The organism is Streptomyces sp. NPDC049541 (assembly GCF_044465725.1).
In the GTDB taxonomy this organism is placed as follows: Bacteria; Actinomycetota; Actinomycetes; order Streptomycetales; family Streptomycetaceae; genus Streptomyces.
Map to the genome: position 1 here is coordinate 291,931 of NZ_JBITLY010000004.1, position 20,307 is coordinate 312,237.

A 20,307-nucleotide genomic window follows, 5' to 3' on the forward strand; every position below is an offset into this window, starting at 1 on the left:
ACGGACCGAAGGGGGCCCGAGCGTGACCATTCTGGAGAACATCCGGGGACCACGCGACCTGAAGGCGCTGTCCGAGACGGAGCTTCGCGAACTGTCCGAAGAAATCAGAGAGTTCCTGGTGCACGCGGTGGCCAGGACCGGCGGGCACCTCGGGCCCAACCTGGGGGTGGTGGAACTCTCCATCGCGCTGCACCGGGTCTTCGAGTCGCCCGTCGACCGCATCGTCTGGGACACCGGCCACCAGAGCTATGTACACAAGATCCTGACGGGCCGTAAGGACTTCTCCAAGCTGCGCGGAAAGGGCGGCCTGTCCGGCTATCCCTCGCGTGAGGAGTCCGAGCACGACATCGTGGAGAACAGCCACGCCTCCACGGCGCTCGGCTGGGCCGACGGACTCGCCAAGGCCCGCGAGGTGCAGGGCGAGAAGGGACACGTCGTCGCGGTCATCGGCGACGGCGCCCTCACCGGCGGCATGGCCTGGGAGGCGCTGAACAACATCGCGGCCGCCAAGGACCGCCCGCTGATCATCGTCGTCAACGACAACGAGCGCTCGTACGCGCCGACCATAGGCGGCCTCGCCAACCACCTGGCGACCCTGCGCACCACCGACGGCTACGAGAAGGTGCTCGCCTGGGGCAAGGACGTCCTGCTGCGCACGCCGGTCGTCGGCAACACCATCTACGAATCGCTGCACGGCGCCAAGAAGGGCTTCAAGGACGCCTTCGCCCCGCAGGGCATGTTCGAGGACCTCGGCCTGAAGTACGTCGGCCCGATCGACGGGCACGACATCGGGGCCGTCGAGTCGGCGCTGCGGCGCGCCAAGCGCTTCCACGGACCGGTCCTCATCCACTGCCTGACGGAGAAGGGCCGCGGCTATGAGCCCGCCATCGCCCACGAGGAGGACCACTTCCACACCGTCGGCGTGATGGACCCGCTCACCTGCGAGCCCCTCGCGCCCGCAGGCGGACCTTCCTGGACCTCGGTGTTCGGCGACGAGATCGTCGCGATCGGCGAGGAGCGGGAGGACGTCGTCGCGATCACGGCGGCCATGCTGCACCCGGTGGGGCTCGGCAAGTTCGCCGCCCGCTTCCCCGACCGGGTGTGGGACGTCGGCATCGCCGAGCAGCACGCGGCCGTGTCCGCGGCGGGCCTCGCGACCGGCGGGCTGCACCCGGTCGTCGCCGTCTACGCCACCTTCCTCAACCGTGCCTTCGACCAGCTGCTGATGGATGTGGCCCTGCACCGCTGCGGCGTGACGTTCGTGCTGGACCGGGCCGGCGTCACCGGCGTCGACGGGCCGTCCCACAACGGCATGTGGGACATGTCGATCCTCCAGGTCGTGCCGGGGCTCAGGATCGCCGCGCCGCGCGACGCCGACCAATTGCGGGCGCAGTTGCGGGAGGCCGTCGCCGTCGACGACGCGCCCACACTGGTCCGCTTCCCGAAGGAGTCGGTCGGTCCCGAGATCCCGGCGATCGACCGGGTGGGCGGCCTCGACGTCCTGCACCGCGGCCCGGACACCCCCGAGGTGCTGCTGGTCGCCGTCGGCGTGATGGCGCCCGTGTGTCTGCAGGCCGCCGAGCTGCTGGAGGCGCGCGGCATCTCGTGCACCGTCGTCGACCCGCGCTGGGTCAAGCCCGTCGACCCGGCGCTCCCTGGGCTCGCCGCCGAGCACCGGCTGGTGGCCGTCGTCGAGGACAACAGCCGGGCGGCCGGAGTCGGCGCCGCGGTGGCTCTGGCCCTCGGGGACGCCGAAGTCGACGTGCCGGTACGGCGGTTCGGGATCCCGGAGCAGTTCCTCGCGCACGCCAAGCGCGGGGAGGTGCTGGCCGACATCGGCCTCACGCCCGTCGAGGTCGCCGGACGGATCAGCGCGAGCCTCGCCGTCAAGGAGGCCGAGGACACCCTGGCCGTCAAGGAACAGCTGGACGGCACAGTCAAGGAGAGGGCTGAATGACCAAGGAGTTCGACCTCGGCGCACTCCTGGCCGAGCGCGGAGCCGAGCGCTACGAGCTGCACGGGAAGTACCTGAACCACCAGCTCCCGCGCATGCTGCACACCATCGGCTTCGACAAGGTCTACGAGCGCGCCGAGGGCGCCCACTTCTGGGACGCGGACGGCAACGACTACCTGGACATGCTCGCCGGGTTCGGGGTGATGGGCCTGGGCCGCCACCACCCCGTCGTCCGCAAGGCGCTGCACGACGTCCTCGACGCCTCCCTCGCCGACCTCACCCGCTTCGACTGCCAGCCGCTGCCCGGACTGCTGGCCGAGAAGCTGCTCGCCTACAGCCCGCACCTGGACCGCGTGTTCTTCGGCAACAGCGGTACGGAGGCGGTGGAGACCGCGCTGAAGTTCGCCCGGTACACCACCGGGAAGCCGCGGATCCTGTACTGCGACCACGCCTTCCACGGCCTGACCACCGGATCGCTTTCGGTCAACGGCGAGGACGGCTTCCGCGACGGCTTCGCCCCGCTGCTGCCCGACACGGCCGTACCGCTCGGCGATCTCGACGCTCTCGCGCGGGAGTTGAAGAAAGGCGACGTCGCCGCCCTGATCGTCGAACCGATCCAGGGCAAGGGCGTGTACGAGGCCCCGCCCGGCTATCTGCGTGCCGCGCAGGAGCTGCTGCGCAAGCACAAGGCGCTGCTCATCGCCGACGAGGTGCAGACGGGCCTTGGCAGGACCGGGGACTTCTACGCCCACCAGCACGAGGAGGGCGTCGAGCCGGATCTGGTGTGCGTGGCCAAGGCCCTCTCGGGCGGCTATGTGCCCGTCGGCGCCACCCTCGGCAAGGACTGGATCTTCAAGAAGGTCTACTCGTCGATGGACCGGGTGCTGGTCCACTCGGCCAGCTTCGGGTCCAACGCCCAGGCCATGGCGGCGGGCCTCGCCGTGCTGTCCGTCATGGAGAACGAGCAGATCGTCGCGAACGCGCGCGCAACCGGAGAGCAGCTGAAATCCCGGCTCAGCGCCCTGATCGACAAGTACGAGCTGCTCGCGGACGTCCGCGGCCGCGGCCTGATGATCGGTATCGAGTTCGGGCGGCCCAAGTCACTGAAGCTGCGCAGCCGTTGGACGATGCTGCAGGCCGCGCGCAAGGGCCTGTTCGCGCAGATGGTCGTGGTACCGCTGCTGCAGCGGCACCGGATCCTCACCCAGGTCTCCGGCGACCACCTGGAGGTGATCAAGCTGATCCCGCCGCTGACCATCGGTGAGGAGGACGTTGACCGTTTCGTCGACGCCTTCACCGCCGTGATGGACGACGCGCACAGCGGCGGAGGCCTGATGTGGGACTTCAGCAAGACGCTGGTGAAGCAGGCGGTCGCCAACCGGTAGGCCCAGCGGCATTGCCTCTGAGGCAAGAAATTTGCCGCAGGGGCAAAGCTCCGGCTGAAGGGAGGGCATGAGCTCTCAGGAGGCCGAAGCGGAGCTTCCCGCTGTCGCACCCCAGCTGCGCGCGCTGCGCCGCCGTGCCTTCCTCACTCTGGAGGCCGCGGCGCGTGCCGCCGGGCTGTCGGCGGCCCATCTCTCCCGGCTGGAGACCGGGCAGCGCCAGCCGTCGCTGCCGATGCTGCTGGCCCTCGCGCGCATCTACGGTACGACGGTGTCGGAGCTGCTCGGCGAGACGGTCGCCGACCGGGACGCCGTGGTGCGCGCCGCCGACATGGAACCGACCGCCGCCGGCGGCTGGACCTACTTCCAGGCCGGCGCGCCCGGCCGCGGGATGCAGGCCCTGCGGGTCCACGTCCCGCACGGCTCGCAGGGCGACATCGTGCGGGTGCACCCCGGCGAGGAGTGGCTGCACGTCCTCAAGGGGCGGCTGCGGCTGCGCCTCGGGGACACCACGCACCGGCTCGCCCCCGGTGACAGCGCGCACTTCGACTCGCTGACCCCGCACCGGCTCGCCGCCCAGGATCCCGACGGCGTGGAGCTCCTGTTCGTGCACACCCTGCTGCAGAGCCCGACGGCCACGCTGTGCCTGGGCCCGATCACCGGAGAGATGCCTTGAGCAACAGCAACATGGAGGAGAAGTTCCCTCGTGCCCTGTGGGTGCGCCTGATCATCTACATCGCCGTGGGGCACCTCTTCGCGGCCTTCGCCTACCTGCTGTTCGAGGTGGGGGCGAAGTAGCGGGGTGGCCCGCGCGATCAGTCGAGCAGCCGCTCGCGCAGCAGCCCGCGGAGTTCCGGGGTGAGCCCCAGGCCCTGCTCCAGATAGGTGTCGACGTCGCCCCATGTCCCCTCGATCGTCTCGAAGGCCGCTGCCAGATACTCGATACGCGCCTCGAACAGGGGGCTGAGCAACTCCATCACCTCGGGGGAGTAGGCCGCGGCGGAGCTGCTGCTGCGGCGCACCTTGTAGCGGCGGTGCTTGGCGTTCGACTCCAGGTAGTCCGCGACGATCGCCTCGCGTTCGACGCCCAGCGCGAGCAGGGTCACGGCTATGGACAGACCCGCGCGGTCCTTGCCCGCCGCGCAGTGCATCAGGGCGGGCACACTGTCGTCGGCGAGCGAGCGCAGCACACGCGCGTGCTCGGCGGTGCGCTCCTTGATGATCCTGCGATAGGAGACGATCATGCGGTTCGCCGCCTTGCCGTCGCCGAGGAGCTCGCGCAGCTGCTCGATCTCGCCCTCCCTGACCATCTTCCAGAACCCGGCGCCGTCCGCCGGGTCCGACAGGGGGAGGTTCACATTGCGCACGCCCGGCAGCTCGACGTCCGGGCCCTCCAGCTTGTGGTCCGCCGCGTTGCGGAAGTCGAAGATCGTGTGCAGCCCCAGGGAGGACAGGAACTCCGCGTCCTCCTCGGTCGCGTGCGCGAGGTGGCCGCTGCGGAACAGCACCCCGTGGCGCACCCGCCGCCCGTCCACCGTCGGAAGTCCTCCCACATCGCGGAAGTTGCGGACTCCGGCCAGCTCGGGTTCGGTCGACGGGATCTGCTGCGTCACGGGGGCTCCTCCCAGTCCGCCCGGTCGGCGCGGCTCGTCGTCGGGCGCTCTCCCGACGATACGACATGGCTTCCTGAGGCAATGAGTTGTCCACAGGCGTTGCGACCAGGCCTCCCGTGCCTTGATGATGTTGCGGATTGGTCGCACCTGTTCGAATGTGTGAGGGCTTGATGCTGGAGATCGCAGACAACGGCCGTACATGGGTCCTCTCGGGGCCGGCCAGCAGTTACGCCGTTCACCTGACCGGGGACGACGAGCTGCTGCACCTGCACTGGGGCCCCCGGATCACGCTCGCCGACGCCGAGGCACTCGCCGTCCGCCCGCTGCCCGACTACTGGCCCTTCGAGTCCCCGCTAGACGGGCGCGAGGAGTACCCGGTGGAGGGCGGCCCCCGCTTCGTGCGGCCCGCCCTGTCCGTGCGCAGCGACGAGCGGCGCGGCACCGAGTGGCGCTTCGAGCAGTACGAGGCGGAGGGCGACCACCTCCGGCTGGGCTTCCGGGACGGCGGGCTCGCGATCACGCTGCACTACCGGATGCGGCACGACGTCGTGGAACGCTGGGTGACCCTCGACAACGAGGGGCCCGCCCTGGAGCTGCTGCGCGCGGACTCCGCGACCTGGACGCTGCCCGATCGCGAGGAGTGGCGGCTGTCCCAGCTGCACGGCCGCTGGGCCGCCGAGTCCCGGCTGACCGCCTCGCCTCTCACCTACGGTGAGAAGATCATCGGCAGCCGCCGCGGCCACACCGGACACCAGCACCTGCCCTGGGTGGCCCTCGACACCGACGCCACCGAGGAACGCGGCGAGGTCTACGGCTGCGCCCTGGGCTGGTCGGGTTCCTGGCGGATCGCGGTGGCGCAACTCCCGGACGCGCGCGTGCAGATCACCGGCGGGGTCGGCTACGACGACTCCGGGCTGCTGCGCCTGGAGCCGGGGGAGTCGTACACCACCCCTGTCTTCGCCGGCCTGTGGAGCGACGGCGGCTTCGGCGGCGCGAGCCGCGCCTGGCACGCCTACCAGCGCGCATACGTCATCCCCGACGCCGACCAGGACCGGCCGGTGCTGTTCAACTCCTGGGAGGCCACCGAGTTCGACATCTCCGAGGAGCAGCAGGGCACCCTCGCGCGGCGGGCCGCGGCGATCGGCGTCGAGCTGTTCGTGGTCGACGACGGCTGGTTCGGCAAGCGCACCAGCGACCGCGCCGGACTCGGCGACTGGACGGTCAACCGGGACCGCTTCCCGAACGGCCTCAAGCCCCTCGCGGACTATGTGCACGCCCTCGGCATGCAGTTCGGCATCTGGGTCGAGCCCGAGATGGTCAACCCGGACAGCGAGCTCTACCGCGCCCACCCCGACTGGGTGCAGTTCCAACCGGGACGAAAGCGGACGGAATTCCGCAACCAGCTCGTACTGAACCTGGCCCGTGAGGACGTCCAGGAATACCTCTGGGAGCAGCTCGACGCGCTGCTCTCCAGTGCCCCGATCGACTACGTGAAGTGGGACTTCAACCGCTGCTTCACCGACGCGGGCTGGCCCGGGGAGCCCTACCCGCAGCGCCTCTGGGTCGATCATGTCCGCGCCCTGTACGCCCTGTTGGACCGGTTGCGGGCGGCCCACCCGAATGTCGCCTTCGAGTCCTGCTCGGGCGGCGGTGGCCGGATCGACCTAGGGATCATGAGCCGTACGGACCAGGTGTGGACCTCCGACAACACCGACCCGCTCGACCGGCTCGCCATCCAGCACGGCTTCAGCCAGATCCACCCCGCGCGGGTGATGGCCGCCTGGGTCACCGACAGCCCGAACACCCAGCTCAACGGCCGGGTCAGCTCGCTGCGCTTCCGGTTCGTGAGCTCCATGGCCGGCGTGCTCGGGGTCGGCGGGGACCTCACCCGGTGGACCGAGGAGGAGCTCGCCGAGGCCGGCGAATGGGTGGCGCTCTACAAGGAGATCCGGCCGCTGGTGCAGCACGGCGACCTCTACCGGCTCCGGCCGCCGCGGGGCGGACTGAGTGCGGTGCAGTACGTGCGCGGTGACGAGGCGGTCGTCCTCGCCTGGCTGCAGGCGCAGAGTCATGGCGAGCCCGTACCGGCACTGCGGCTGCAAGGCCTCGACCCGACAGCCTCGTATGAATGCCCTGAAACGGGTGAAACCCACAGCGGTGCCGTACTGCTGCATCACGGACTGCGTACCGGACTGCGCGGTGACTTCGACGCGGCAGTTTTCCGTCTGCGGCGCATCTGAGCCTTCTGTCCGGATTGGCGCCCCTTCGGCCTCTTCATTCCAACTCGCTCCTGAATTGGGGATGCTGGAGCAGGGTCACGTGAGGAGCGTCATATCCGTGACGGTGTGTGGCGCGTCATGTCCACGTAATTCAGGTGCGTTACAAGGGTGTTTGGTGGAGACGATCACCCGGGAATTCACGCAGGGTCACCGGGATTTCTCTCGAGGGAGCAATGGAAACGCATTCCCGGGGAACCAGCACTTGTTCCTTTGCGTCCTGGTCGCTTACGTTCGCCACCAATCCGGACGGACGCCCAATCCTGCCGCCGCCCGGTGCCCGCAGAACTCACCCGTGAACGGCAGGAGCGGGGGACCCACAGGTACAACCGCCTGTTCCGGTCTCCGGAACGGCTAGGGGTAAAGCCGCGTCGCATGCGTGGCCGGGCATCTCCAGCCCGAACCCGACAGCTCACCTCGCAGGCGCCGGAGAGGAATTCGTCATGCCCGCGAAGGGTAAGCACCGCCGTCCGAAGCCCCAGCGCTTCACCCGCTCCATCGCCGTCGCCGGAACCGGTGGCGCCGCACTCGCTCTCCCGCTCATGGGGGCCACCGGCGCCCATGCCGCCACGACTCAGTCCGTTTCCCAGACGGTTTCGAAAAAGGCCGTCCAGTCCCTTCCGGCCGCCGAGAAGAAGGCGACCCGGAAGAGCGCCGCCGGCAATGCGGGCGTGCGGACCTATTCGGTGCGGACCGGCGACTACCTTTCGAAGATCGCCGAGGAGCAGCATGTCGCCGGTGGCTGGCACAAGCTCTACTCGGACAACCGCCGGGCCGTCGGCGGCGACCCGTCGCTGATCCACCCGGGCCTGAAGCTGACGATCGGCCGGAAGGCCACGACGGACACCACCGAGTCGTCGCCCTCGTCCGCCTCGAAGTCGTCCTCGTCGGCGACCAAGGCGGCCGTCAGCAAGGCCTCCGAGTCCGCCCCCACCGGCTTCACCCTCCCGGTGACCGGCGGCACCATCGGCACCGGCTACCACGTGGCCGGCAGCATGTGGTCCAGCGGGTACCACACCGGCGTCGACTTCGTCGTCCCGACCGGCACCTCCATCAAGTCCGTGGGTGCGGGCACCGTCGTCTCCGCGGGCTGGGGCGGCGCCTACGGCAACCAGGTCGTCGTCAGGCTCGCCGACGGCTACTACGCCCAGTACGGCCACATGTCCCAGATCTCCGTCTCGGTCGGCCAGACCGTGGCCGAGGGCCAGCAGCTCGGCCTCTCCGGCGCGACCGGCAACGTGACCGGCCCGCACCTGCACTTCGAGATCCGCACCACGCCCGACTACGGCTCCGACGTGGACCCGGTCGCCTACCTCCGCTCCAAGGGCGTCGGCGTCGGCTGACCTCGCCTCGCGACCACCTGCCTGACACGCCGCCGAAGGCCGGACCCCGATCCCCGGGTCCGGCCTTCGGCGCGTACACCGACCAGCAGCCGTACACCAGGGGGCACTTGGCCTTCCGGACCGCATGGAGGTTCGCTGACGCCTCAACATCCCTGGTCGGAGGGTTATTCCGGGCTTGGTGAACACTTTAGAAGTGGCTTATCTCACCGCGCGTCAACCCTTTCCTACGGTCGCGTAGGTCACATTCGAAGGTGAATCATGGTCGATGTGGCAGACGATTCGAAGAGTGACAGCAGATCAGTGATCGGGTCGTACGTTGCGGTGGGGGACAGCTTCACCGAGGGCGTCGGCGACCCCGGCCCCGACGGGGCGTTCGTCGGCTGGGCCGACCGGTTCGCGGTGCTTCTCGCCGACCGGCGACCCGAAGGCGACTTCAGGTACACGAACCTCGCCGTGCGCGGCAAACTGCTCGACCAGATCGTGGAGGACCAGGTACCACAGGCCGTCGGACTGGCGCCGGACCTGGTCTCCTTCTGTGCGGGCGGCAACGACATCATCCGTCCCGGCACCGACCCCGACGAGGTCGCCGAGCGCTTCGAGCGGGCGGTGGCCCGGCTCACCGAAGTCGCCGGCACGGTCATGGTGACCACCGGCTTCGACACCCGAGGCGTCCCCGTGCTCAAGCATCTGCGCGGCAAGATCGCCACGTACAACGGACATGTCCGTGCCATCGCCGACCGGTACGGCTGTCCCGTCCTCGACCTGTGGTCCCTGAAGAGCGTCCAGGACCGCAGGGCGTGGGACGGCGACCGCCTCCACCTCTCACCCGAGGGGCACACGCGCGTGGCGCTGCGCGCCGGGCAGGTCCTCGGCCTCGAGGTGCCGGCCGACCCCGACCAGCCCTGGCCGCCGCTCCCGCCGCGCGGCACCCTCGAGGTGCGACGGGACGACGTGCACTGGGCGCGCGAGTACCTGGTGCCGTGGATCGGCCGCCGGCTGCGCGGCGAGTCGTCCGGGGACCACGTCACGGCGAAGGGCGCACTGTCGCCCGACGACATCAAGATGCGGATCGCTTCGGTGGCCTGAGAGCGGTGGAGCGGCCCGGAGCACTGAGCCTCCGCCGAGTGCGGGGGCTCAGTGCTCCGAAGCCGTCAACGCCGCCCGCTCCAGCCCCAGTTCGCGGGCCAGTGCCTCGTCCACCCACTCCTGCGCCCGCGCCCGCGACACCGCACCTGCGTACGAGGTCAGCTGCACGGCGAGGCCGTCCAGCAGGGCGGTCAGCCGCAGGGCCGCGCCGTGCGGGTCCGGGCAGTCGAACTCGCCCGCGGCCACGCCCTCCGCGACGACCTCGGCGATCGCCGCCTTCCACTGCCTGTCGAGGTCACGTGTGACCTCCCGCAGTGCGGGCTCGCGCAGCGCCACCGCCCAGCCCTCGATCCACAGCCGCCAGCCCTTGGCCTGGCCCGTCGGCGCGTACCAGCGCACCGCCGACCGCAGTCGCCGCAGCGCCGTCGTACGGCGGCCGAGCAGCTTGCGCAGCTGCGCGAGGTCGTCCTCGGCCGCGAAGGTGAAGGCGGCGGCGACCAGCTTCTCCTTGGTGGAGAAGTGGTACAGCACCAGCGCGTTGCTCACACCGAGCGCCGAGGCCACGTCGGCGATCCTGACCGCCGCCACACCCCGCGCCTCGATCTGCCCGATGGCGGCCCGCAGCAACTCCTCGCGCCGCTCGGCCACACTCAACCGCACTCTCGCCACGCGGTCACCCTATTCCGTCGCCGCTGGTGACGCCGGGCGAGGTCGGCACTTGGCGGGTTCGAGACGGTGCGCTGCGACGGCCGTGGTCCCGCTTGTGGTCTCCCGGGCGGTCGGGACGGCCGGCACACCTGCCAGGACCGTCGTCACCGGTACCAGCCGAAGCGTTCCGCGATCACCGGCAGCCGGTCCGCGACGATGGCGTGGGCGGCCGCTCGTGGGGTCGTCCCGTCGGCCTCCGCGCGGGCCAGCATCTGCTCGGTCAGGGCGCGCATCGAGCGGCGGGTGTGGGTGAACGCCTCCTGAGCGTCCGGGCCGATGTCGCCGAACAGGGTCCACCACCACCAGGCGTTGGTCCCGGAGTTGACGACCACGTCGGGCAGCACGGTCACCCCGCGCGCGGCCAGCAGCTCCTCCGCCTCGGGCAGTACCGGCATGTTGGCCGCCTCGACGATCCAGCGGGCGGTGATCCGCTCCTGGTCGGCGGTGTCGATCGCGTACGAGACCGCCGCGGGCACGAGCACCTCGGCCTCCACCGACAGCCAGGCGTCGCCGGGCAGTTCACGGTCGCCGGGGCGCAGGGCCGCCCGGTCCACGGCGCCGTACGCGTCCCGAGCGGCGAGCAGCGCCTCGACGTCGAGACCGGCCGGGTTGGCGATCGTGCCCTTGATGTCGGCAACGGCGACGACGCTGAGCCCGGCGCGCGCCAGGAAACGCGCCGTCGCCCCACCCATCGTGCCCAGCCCCTGCACGGCCACCCGCGTCCCGGCGTACGCCACCCCGGCCCGGTCGAGGGCCGCGAGCGCCGACTCGGCGACCCCGCACCCGCCGACCAGCTCGTCAAGTCCGATGCCGTCCACCTCGATCGCGAACGCCTCCGCGAGTCGCCGCCGCGCCTCCGCCTCGTCGTCGAGCAGGGGATACACGGCCTGGATCGACGACACCAGCCCCGCCTCGGCCACCGCCCGGTCCACCAGGTCCTGGCTGAGACCGAGGTCCTCCCCGGTGGTCCAGAAGCTTTCGACGTACGGCTTCATGGCGCGCAGATAGCGCACCAGGAGCGCGTACGCCCCCGGGTCCTGAGGGTCGCAGTCGATGCCCCCCTTGGCGCCGCCCAGGGGGACGTACCGGCCCTCGGGGTTGTAGTGCAGCGCCTCCTTCATGGTCATCCCGCGCGCGAGCCCGGCCACCTCGTCCAGGGTGCAGCCCGCGCGCATGCGCAGTCCGCCGCTGGAGACACCGCGCACCAGCCGGTCGACGACCAGGAAGCCCTGGCGGCCGGTGAGGTGGTCGGTCCAGGTGACCGACATCAGGGGGGCGGTCATGCGAGCTCCTCGCGGCTGGTGATCAAGGGGGGCGGCAGAGTGCCGAAAGCCCCTTTTACTGAATCGGCAGTCAGTATCGGAATCGGGGCCACACGCTGTCAACGGGCGGATCGATCATCTCGGCGCCGGCCGGGCGACGGGAATGGACGCCGACGGTCCGCCGTTCACCAAGAGGTGGGCAACCTTTGGGCTTTCCTTGGAATGAGCCCGCAGCGACCCGGACGACCAGGTGTTGTCGGAGGAGCCGACCATAATGGAATGCCTCATCGACCCCATCTGGAGGTACCGTGTCCGGTTTCCGTTCCCTGAGCTCCGGGCTCCGCGCGCTGCAGCCCGCGGGCTTCGGCGCGGACCCGAGCGGTGAGCGCCTCGCGCGCATCCGCAGATCACCGCACTTCAAGGACGGGGTCTTCCAGAATCCCGGAGGCACCGCACGGATCCGGCCCTCAGGCTCCACGCTGGACTTGGCGAAGGTCTTCTTCGACAAGGACGAGCGCCCCCGGCGCGCCCCCAAGGGCACGATCCCGGTGCACCCCACCACGCTCGCCGACATCGCGAAGCCGCCTGCCACCGGACTGCGGCTGACCTGGATGGGCCACTCCAGCGTGCTCGCCGAGATCGACGGACAGCGGGTGCTCTTCGACCCCGTGTGGGGCGAGCGCTGCTCCCCCTTCTCCTTCGTCGGCCCCAAGCGACTGCACCCGGCGCCGCTGCCGATCGCCGCGCTCGGCCCGGTCGACGTCGTCGTCATCTCGCACGACCACTACGACCACCTGGACCTGCCCACCATCAAGGCGCTGGCCGACACGGACACGCTGTTCGCCGTCCCCCTCGGCGTCGGCGCCCACCTCGAACACTGGGGCGTCTCCGCCGACCGGCTGCGCGAGCTGGACTGGCACGAGGCGACCAAGGTCGGCGGCCTCACCCTGACCGCCACCCCGGCCCGCCACTTCTGCGGCCGCGGCCTGCGCAACACCCAGCACACCCTGTGGGCCTCCTGGTCCGTCGCCGGGGACGAGCACCGGATCTTCCACAGCGGCGACACCGGCTACTTCGAGGGCTTCAAGGACATCGGCGCCGCGCACGGACCCTTCGACGCCACGATGATCCAGATCGGCGCCTACTCCGATTTCTGGCCCAAGAACCACACGGATTCCACGCCGCTGCCGGGCGCGTGGCCGGACATTCACATGAGTCCTGTCCAGGGCGTCCAAGCGCACCTTGACCTGCAGCAAGGCGAGCCCAGCGGTGTACTGCTGCCGATCCACTGGGGGACGTTCAACCTGGCGTTCCATCCGTGGGCCGAGCCTGGCGAGTGGACCAAGGTCGCCGCTGATGCGGTGGGGCAGGCGGTTGCGCTTCCTGTTCCGGGGCAGCCGTTCGAGCCGGCCGGGGTGCTGCCCGTCGAGCCGTGGTGGCGGGGTGTGGGGTACGTGCCGGACCATGAGTGGCCCGTCCCGGCGCTTGCCTCGAAGACGACCCGTGAGGATCTCGATCTTGTGGGCGAGGTCTGATCATGGACGAGCTGAGGTCGCCAGCCGTTCGACAGCGTCAGGGGAGGGCATGCGGGATTTCGTGATCGCGGCCGCAGATCGATATCATCTGCTTGCTGCTTTCGTCGATCCTGTGCAGGAGGAACCGCTCGCGGGCGTCGCAGTCTGTGCACACCTCGACCCGGGCGACCTGCCAAAGGTCGAGAGCTTCGGGCGCCATGGTGCTGCGCAGGTAGAGCCGGTGGGGCTCGACGGTGGCCGGATGCGGCTGCTCGAACGGTTCCCAGTCAGGGTGGCTTCCATGCAGCCGCCGCCCGGGACAGCGTGAATCCGCCGTCGCCGCCATAAGCCCAGAGATTGACGACGTCCCAGTGGACACCGGACAACCGACCTGCCGCCTCCACTGCGGTCACGATGAACTCCTTGAGCACGTCCACGTCGCGCTTGAGTCCATGATCGGGTTGTACCCGGGTGGCGTGACCGGAGCGGTTGCGCAGGTTCCGTGGTTCGGTGAGCGGCCGACCGGGCCCAATGAGGGCGCGAGCTTCGAGTTCGGGGAGTTCGGGGATCCCGCTCTCTGCGACCAGTATCCTTATCTGCTCTCCCAGGTCCGGAATGTGGCTCCGTCTGGGGGGGGGGGGGGGGGGGGGGGGGGGGGGGGGGGGGCGGCGGGGGGCGCCGGGGGGGGGGGGGGGGGGGGGGGGGGGGGGGGGGGGGGGGGGGGGGGGGGGGGTGGGGGGGGGGGGGGGGGGGTGGCGCCGCCCCCCCCCCCCCCCCCCCCCCCGGCGGGGGCGCGGCGCGGGGGGGGGGGGGGCGGGGGGGGGGGGGGCGCCCCCCCCCCCCCCCCCCCCCCCCCCCCCCCAGACGCGGTACGTCACCGCCGTGGGTGCTAGTGAATGGCGATCACCGGGTGCTGGGCGGGATCGATCCAGCGGATTATCTCGGTCATGGCTGTGGCGGGCAGGGCGACGCATCCTGCTGTGGGGCCGGCCTGCGGACCGAGGTCGTGGAGGAAGATCCCGGCGCCGCGTCCGGGGACGGCGGGGTTGGAGTTGAAGTTGATGACGAGGGCGTTGTGGTACTGAGTGGGGTAGTTGATGAGGTGTTCGCTGCCGTGCACGCCTGACTCGGTGAGGGGAAAGCCGCCCTGTTCCGAGGTGCGCATCTGGTTGTAGTAGTGCGAGGAGGGGTCCTCGACCCACCAGTCGTCGGACGCCACATGGTGATAGGGCATCTTCGTCCCGGGGTTGGCGCCGACGCCGAAGCCCTGGGTGATGGTGTACGTGCCGGTCGGCGTGGTGTCGGTGCCCTGTTTGCGCGTGGCGCCGTCGGTCACCCCGTTCGCCCCGACCCGGGCGTGGGTGGTGGAGTAGACCTGCTTCCAGGTCGTTCCGCTCTTCTGCCACGCGATGACGGTGGCGTAGGAGCCGTGTGCCTGGACGGTGATGACCTGTGTCGCCTTGCCGACCGTGACCGGGACGGGGAAGGGCAGCGCCGCCGTCGATCCGCTGGAGGCGGTCGGAAGCACGAGGTGCTCGCCGGGGTAGATGGTGTACGGGCTGGCGATGTGGTTGGCCTGGGCGATCGCCTGCCAACCGCCGGGCACGTGCTGGTTTTGCGCGATGCTGGACAGGGTGTCGCCCGCTTTGACGGTGTACGTGGTCGTGGCCGTTGCCGTGACCGAGGTCGGTGTGGCGGCCTGCGCTGGGGCTGCGGCGAGGGCGCTGCCCGCGGCGGTTGCGGCGGCGAGTGCCGAGGTGGCCATGGCGGCACGCATGCGCGCCGGGCGTGGCTTGGCGTGCCGGCCGGATCCGGTGTTGAAGGACATGGGTTTGCTGTTTTTCCTTTGCCGTTACTGGATCTGCTGGTAGAGGGCGGTGACCTGGTTGGGGGTCAGCGCGTAGTTCCACGCCTGGACGTCGCTGATGGCGCCGGGGAAGAAGTCGGTGTTGTTCCCGTTGTACTTCGAGCGACCGATGGAGAACGCGTTGGTGGCGCTCCAGGAGGTCACGTTGGTCGCGGTTGCGGCGAGTGTGCCGTTGACGTACAGCTGGGCCGTCTTGGCGGCGGCGTTGTAGACGCCGACCAGGTGGGTCCAGGTGTTCGCGGTGGCTCCGGAGGCGAAGGCGTCGGTGAAGGCCGGACTGGCGGTGTCGCCACCTGTGAGGGTGAGGGCCCAGCCGGGGCTGCCCTTGATGGCGTAGTTGTACTGAAGGTAGAAGGGGCTGGCCTGGCTGCCGTCCTGTCCGGCGACCGTGGCGTTGTGCGTGGGCAGCGAGGCGGGATCGACCCAGGCGGAGACCGAGTAGCTTCCGGCGGTGTTGAGGACCTGCCCGTTGCTGGCGGCGTAACCGGTGCTGCCGTCGAAGGACAGTACCTCTCCGCGGGTGCTGTCGCTGGTCCAGGTGGTCGTGCCGTTCAGGTTCAGGGTGTTGCTGCCTACGCCGGTGGTGTCGTTGACGGTGTGGGGGGTGTCGGTGGGCGCGGTGTCGTTGGCGGTGGTGTAGTTGGTGCCGTCGTCGAGCGACCAGGTGTCGTGCGGGGACAGGATCGCTGTCGTTTCCGCCGCGTAGCCGGCGTTGGTGATGTTGACGTGGTCGCCCGGGTCGGCCTGGGCGTGGAGCTTCTCCTCGCCGTTGCTGGTGTCGGGGACGGCGACGGCGGCGTCGAAGTCGGCGTAGTAGACCGCGGGGGTCGACCAGGGGCTGCCCAGGTTGCCGCCGCTCAGCCAGCCGTTGACGTTGGTGCGATACCCGTCGACCGTGCTGCTGCAGGGGTCGTTGGGCGTGGCGCCGTCACCGGCGTATCCGTCGCACGGGGTGAGTGAGGTCAGGGTGGTGGCGATGCCCCAGCCCTGGAGTTGCTGGAGCAGGGCGGTGTAGCCGTTTGCTTCCAGATCCGCGTCGGTTCGGCCGAACAGCAGGTCCTCCAGGCCTTCGTAGAGGACGACGTTGCTGATGCCCGGTTGGTCGAGGATGTCCCGGTCGATGCGGGACAGGGCCGAGGGGCCGCCGACTGTGCTGCCGTTGTAGGTCTCCGGGTCGTCCCCCATGAGCTGGTTGGATTCGATGCCCTCGGCGATCGTGCCGTAGGGGTTGGGAGTACTGGGCTCGGCCCCTGCCAGCGTGTCCGAGACGCGGTAGCCGCTGGTGTTGGTCGGGGTGGTGTTCGGCTGGAACGGGTCGATCAGGCCGTCACCCAGGACCGCCTGTGTGGGAATCTGGGCGGTGGAGACGTCCACGTCGGTGGCGAGGTCGCTGAACCAGCCCTGGAAGGTGCCGGTACCGGAGAACGGCGTTCCGGTGGTGTCGGTCGTCTTGTCACCGGCGCCGGTCGCGGTCAGGTACTCGTAGGCGTTGTTGGCGTAGGAGTGCTGTACGAGGTAGGGCACGGTGTTGGAGAGCTGGTAGGAGACCAGCAGGTACTGGCCCGCGGTGACGGTAAAGTTCAGCGGGTCGCTGTACACCATCCCGCCCTCGGGAATCGTGACCGACTGGCTGCCGCCGAAGGTCAGTGCCGTCGGGGTGCCGCTCGGGGTGGCCGAGGGGGAGCCGGATCCGGAGTCGCGCGCGATGGTGGCGTGCCCGATGGACAATTTGCTGGTGCCGAGGGCGTTGTCGAGCTTGACCCGGACCGTGCCGCCGGAGACCGAGGGCTTGAGCGCGATGCGGATGGTCTGGTTGGAGTAGTTGCCGCCCTGGTTGCTGTACTGGCCCTCGTTCGCGTTGGCCCACGCGCCGGTCCAGGACTGGCCGGATGCCGCCGCTGCGGTGCTGCCGTTCGCCTCGGGGGTTCCGGCTGTGGTGTTGCGGGTGGCCATGCCGAAGATGTGCAACGCCTGCGTGCCGTTGCCGACATGGTCGGAAACGTCGGGCAGGGTGACCGAGGCGATGGTCTTGCTCGGGTCGATGGGGACGGCGAACGGGTAGATCTTCGGCTGGTAGGCGCTGTTGGAGACCTGGCCGGACGGCTTGTTCCAGTGCGGCAGCGCCACGGCGGCCAGCGTGGCCGGACCGCTGATCCAGTCGGGCGTGGTCAGGTAGTAGGTGGTGCTGGTGCCGTCGGTGTAGGTGATGGTGCCGCTGGCTGGGCACACGTCGTCCGGGTCGGTACCGGAGAAGCAGTAGGAGCCGGAGACGCCGGTGTCCGCGGGCACGTACGGTGCGGTGGTGTCGCCCTGGATGGCTCCGGGGTCGGCGAGGTTGGCGTTGGTGGAGGTCGTCAGGAACACAAGTGCGTTGCCCGAGCCGCTGTAGGTGACGGTCTGGTTGGCGGCCAGCACGTTGTCCTTCTGGCCCGAACCGAAGGCCGGAAGGGTGAAGGTGGCTCCGTCGATCGTGACTTTCCCTCCGCTGGTCCAGCCGGCGTTGGTCAGGTCGGTGGCGGAGAAACTGGCATTTCCGTCGGCGGCACCCTCGGACATGTTGCTGTCCGGGCTGATCGCGGTGTTGTTCATGCACGTCGGCAGGCTGGTGCAGCTGCTGCCTGCGTGGCCGGTGGCCACGAAGGCGTAGCCGTAGCCGCCGGAGAAGTCCCCGGCCGCGTCCACCGCGTAGACCCACAGGGTGTGGGGGCCGGGGGAGGGCGGGGTGACGGTCACAGTGGCCGCGTTGTTGGTCGCGGTGACGGTCTCGTTGGCGGGCGGGTTGCTGGTGGGGGGCGGCTGGTCGAGGTTGTAGACGAACTTCGTCGCGCTCGCGCCGCCGCTGGTGGCGAGGTCGAACTTCCCCGCGGTTCCCGCGGCGGCTCCTGCGCCGCCACCGTTGTGGGTGTCGGGGAAGAGATTGTTCTCGGAGGTGACGGTCGGAGTGTCCGGCGCGGTCGGCTCGGCGGTGAAGTGGCAGGTCGGGGACTGGCTGTAGGACGTGGAGTCCTCACCGTCGCTGATCTTGGCCTGCCAGTCGACCACCTGCCCGCTGGTCAGCGAACTGATGAAACTGGACGGCACGGTGTAGCTGGCGGTGGAGCCGCTGGAGAGGTTGTCGCCGCTGAGCCCGGTGTACTTGGTCGAGGATCCGTTGACCCAGTACTGGAAGGTGGCCTGCAGCTTGTCGCCGTCGCCGTCCGACACCTTGGCCTTGAGTACCGGCGGGGTGCTCGCGATGGTCTTGCCCATGTACGGATACGGCGCGGTGGTGTCGCACGCCGCGTCGTCGGCTCCGGAGACCGCTGACATGGAGGCGGCGCTGGGCGCGGAGGGGACGATGTTGTATTCGATCTGGAGCGCCGGGTTGTGGGAGAACCGGGAGAAGCCCAGGTCATCGCCGCGGGACTCCGCCCCGTCCTCGCTGAGAGTGCCGGCGAACGAGGTGCCGTGTCCGGAGGCCATGTTCCGGATCGGAGTCGTGACGTCCAGGCCCTCGCTCACCGAGCCGTTGCTCGGGCAGTAGGTGGGGTTGTAGGCCCGAGGAAAGCCCGTCGAGGTCGAGTAGTTGAGGTACCCGGGCCGGTTGCTCCAGTCCGTTCCCGAGCCGATACCGCCCGACCAGTGCAGGTTGACCGTGTACGTGCCCGCTCCGCAGGACGCGGAGTAGATCTCCTGCGCCTCCACGGTGGCGCTGTTGATGTGAGCGCCCCAGATGGTCGAGGACAGCCGCCACTGGTAGATCGCGTGCTCTTTGCCGGTGCTGCAGCCGTCGGGCCAGCCGTTGTAGCCGACCCCGAGATTGCCGCCGTCCGCGGTCGAGCCGGTCTGGTTGTAGAACGAGGAACCGGGGCAGCCCTGCTTGACCTCGTCGAAGGCCGGTGCAGCCGGGTCGTAGGGATGCCAGTTGAACGTGGGGTCGATGTACAGCGGGAACACCGTGGACGCGGCAGACAGCGTCCGCCTGTCGGGTATCAGCGAGAGCGTGGACGCCGACAGTCGGGTCCGCACCGGGACGACGCGCGCGGCCAGGCCGGGGTGTGACGCGTCCGAGGCGTCCGGACCGATCTTGGCGCCGCTCGCCGGCTCGGCCGTCTTCTTTCCGGCGGGGGCGTGCAGGGTGGTGTTGGAGTCCCACATGAACGGTGTGGCGGCGTCCATCACCTCACGCCTGCGGGAGTCGAGGATCGCCAGCGCGCCGTTGCCGCGCTGCGCCAGCCGACCGCCGGTCACCTTGACACCCAGCCGAACGGTGGCCAGGGCCGGGTTCTTCGCGGCGGCCGCCGACTTCACCACCAGCGTGTCGGTGAAGCCACCCGAGGGCGTGGCGGAGACGACCAGGTCGACCGAGGGCAGAACCGAGCGGTAGGTGGCCGTCGCCCCGTGGACGACCGGGGCCGGCAGCGTGCCAGGCCAGGTGACGGCCATGTCCTGGCCGCCGGAGGCCGTGGTGACGAGCGGCGTACGGCCACCGCCGGAGAACGACTCGGTGCCGTACGCGGTGGCGGCCGGGGACCACGTGCCGTCCGCCGACCGGTGCAGACGCAGGTCGACCGGCACCCAGGTGCCGTGCTTGCGGGCGCGCACCGGCTCCGGGTTCGACGTCAGGACGAACCCGCCCTGGGGACGGGCGGTGATCTGCTGGTCGGCAGTGGTCAGCGAGCCGACCGTCGTCGGTCGTCCCGTCCGGGCGGCCTTCTTCGATGCGGCCTGCATCACCCTCTCAGCCGACCCCGACGCACCGTAGCCGTTGCGCATGGGCGTCAGGCCGGAGCGGTGGCTGCTGTGCGCGAGCGGTGCCGAGCGACCGGTGGAGTAGTGGGCCTGGGTCCCCACCGGCGGTCTCGGAACCGTGCCGTAGGCCGAGGTGCCCGCCGCCATGACCGCGGTCACGGCGAGTGCCGCGGTCAGCGCTGTTCGCCGCCGTACGCCCGGTCTGCGTCTGCCGGTGGCGCGTTGTGGGTGCATCAGGTGATGTCTCCCTGTTCCAGTGAGCCCGGTGATCGGGTTTCGGACAGACGCTAGGAGCCCGCCAGAGTCAAAGCCAGAGCATGTGCAGCACACGGGGAGAGGATTGGCACCATTTGTGATCGCTGTGTGCCGAATTGACGTAGGTAATAGATCAACTAAGGCCCTCTGGCGGGGCTACTCAGCCCAAACGCCCTGTTGTTAGCGTCCGCAGGGCTGAATTGAGCCACCGTCAATGTGAGGGGGACTTGTGGCTTCCGGTAACGACCGAGGCGGCAGATCAGGCAGACGCGGCGGGGTGGGCGGGGCGGGCAGACGGTGGCGGAGCCGTACGGCT

Annotated in this window: 14 protein-coding genes and 1 riboswitch; of the genes, 9 read left to right on the forward strand and 5 right to left on the reverse strand. The window is 70.0% G+C overall.

All coding sequences use genetic code 11. From position 1 onward, the window contains the following. The first annotated feature begins 22 nt into the window (after positions 1 to 22). The 4 genes from dxs to ACIBW9_RS17160 all read left to right on the forward strand — a co-directional run bounded on the left by dxs (position 23) and on the right by ACIBW9_RS17160 (position 4,134). Positions 23 to 1,957, forward strand: coding sequence for a 1-deoxy-D-xylulose-5-phosphate synthase (gene dxs, locus ACIBW9_RS17145; RefSeq protein WP_398955719.1), 1,935 nt, complete (start codon positions 23 to 25; stop codon positions 1,955 to 1,957). Next, on the forward strand, positions 1,954 to 3,339 hold the full coding sequence (locus ACIBW9_RS17150) for an aspartate aminotransferase family protein (protein ID WP_398955721.1): 1,386 nt from the start codon (positions 1,954 to 1,956) through the stop codon (positions 3,337 to 3,339). The genes dxs and ACIBW9_RS17150 overlap by 4 nt, the downstream gene beginning before the upstream one ends. 67 nt (positions 3,340 to 3,406) lie before the next feature. Then, a complete protein-coding gene (locus ACIBW9_RS17155) occupies positions 3,407 to 4,012 on the forward strand; it encodes a helix-turn-helix domain-containing protein (RefSeq protein ID WP_398955723.1) in 606 nt (201 codons plus the stop codon). 11 nt (positions 4,013 to 4,023) lie between these two features. Further along, positions 4,024 to 4,134 (forward strand): DUF6126 family protein, encoded by a 111-nt coding sequence (locus ACIBW9_RS17160; protein ID WP_398956475.1) that lies wholly within the window; start codon positions 4,024 to 4,026, stop codon positions 4,132 to 4,134. A gap of 17 nt (positions 4,135 to 4,151) precedes the next feature. Here the strand turns inward: ACIBW9_RS17160 and ACIBW9_RS17165 are convergent, their stop codons facing one another. Next, entirely contained in the window at positions 4,152 to 4,949 is a 798-nt protein-coding gene (locus ACIBW9_RS17165) for a tyrosine-protein phosphatase (protein ID WP_398955725.1), read from the reverse strand. A 170-nt stretch (positions 4,950 to 5,119) separates the two neighbouring features. Between ACIBW9_RS17165 and ACIBW9_RS17170 the strand changes: the two genes are divergently transcribed. The 3 genes from ACIBW9_RS17170 (at position 5,120) to ACIBW9_RS17180 (ending at position 9,654) form a co-directional block, all read left to right on the forward strand. Continuing rightward, positions 5,120 to 7,189 (forward strand): alpha-galactosidase, encoded by a 2,070-nt coding sequence (locus ACIBW9_RS17170; RefSeq protein WP_398955728.1) that lies wholly within the window; start codon positions 5,120 to 5,122, stop codon positions 7,187 to 7,189. A gap of 316 nt (positions 7,190 to 7,505) precedes the next feature. Beyond that, positions 7,506 to 7,664, forward strand: a riboswitch (cyclic di-AMP (ydaO/yuaA leader). Between the two features lie 4 nt (positions 7,665 to 7,668). Further along, positions 7,669 to 8,568, forward strand: coding sequence for a peptidoglycan DD-metalloendopeptidase family protein (locus ACIBW9_RS17175; RefSeq protein WP_398955730.1), 900 nt, complete (start codon positions 7,669 to 7,671; stop codon positions 8,566 to 8,568). A gap of 300 nt (positions 8,569 to 8,868) precedes the next feature. Continuing rightward, positions 8,869 to 9,654: an SGNH/GDSL hydrolase family protein gene (locus ACIBW9_RS17180; protein ID WP_398956477.1), complete on the forward strand. Its 786-nt coding sequence runs from the start codon at positions 8,869 to 8,871 to the stop codon at positions 9,652 to 9,654. Positions 9,655 to 9,702: 48 nt separating this feature from the next. Here the strand turns inward: ACIBW9_RS17180 and ACIBW9_RS17185 are convergent, their stop codons facing one another. Together ACIBW9_RS17185 and ACIBW9_RS17190 are read right to left on the reverse strand one after the other, a co-directional pair. Further along, positions 9,703 to 10,323 carry a TetR/AcrR family transcriptional regulator gene (locus ACIBW9_RS17185; RefSeq protein ID WP_398955732.1) on the reverse strand — a complete coding sequence of 207 codons (621 nt, stop codon included), beginning with the start codon at positions 10,321 to 10,323 and terminating at the stop codon, positions 9,703 to 9,705. A 143-nt stretch (positions 10,324 to 10,466) separates the two neighbouring features. Beyond that, a complete protein-coding gene (locus ACIBW9_RS17190) occupies positions 10,467 to 11,645 on the reverse strand; it encodes a Glu/Leu/Phe/Val dehydrogenase dimerization domain-containing protein (RefSeq protein ID WP_398955734.1) in 1,179 nt (392 codons plus the stop codon). A 287-nt stretch (positions 11,646 to 11,932) separates the two neighbouring features. Between ACIBW9_RS17190 and ACIBW9_RS17195 the strand changes: the two genes are divergently transcribed. Together ACIBW9_RS17195 and ACIBW9_RS17200 are read left to right on the forward strand one after the other, a co-directional pair. Further along, positions 11,933 to 13,159 (forward strand): MBL fold metallo-hydrolase, encoded by a 1,227-nt coding sequence (locus ACIBW9_RS17195; RefSeq protein WP_398955736.1) that lies wholly within the window; start codon positions 11,933 to 11,935, stop codon positions 13,157 to 13,159. A 49-nt stretch (positions 13,160 to 13,208) separates the two neighbouring features. Then, positions 13,209 to 13,466, forward strand: a complete 258-nt coding sequence (locus tag ACIBW9_RS17200; RefSeq protein WP_398955738.1) for a hypothetical protein — start codon at positions 13,209 to 13,211, stop codon at positions 13,464 to 13,466. Between the two features lie 561 nt (positions 13,467 to 14,027). On the opposite strand, the gene ACIBW9_RS17205 is transcribed toward ACIBW9_RS17200, so the two are convergent. Together ACIBW9_RS17205 and ACIBW9_RS17210 are read right to left on the reverse strand one after the other, a co-directional pair. Next, positions 14,028 to 14,966 (reverse strand): LysM peptidoglycan-binding domain-containing protein, encoded by a 939-nt coding sequence (locus tag ACIBW9_RS17205; protein WP_398955740.1) that lies wholly within the window; start codon positions 14,964 to 14,966, stop codon positions 14,028 to 14,030. Between the two features lie 24 nt (positions 14,967 to 14,990). Continuing rightward, positions 14,991 to 19,970: a LamG-like jellyroll fold domain-containing protein gene (locus ACIBW9_RS17210; protein ID WP_398955742.1), complete on the reverse strand. Its 4,980-nt coding sequence runs from the start codon at positions 19,968 to 19,970 to the stop codon at positions 14,991 to 14,993. Between the last annotated feature and the right edge of the window lie 337 nt (positions 19,971 to 20,307).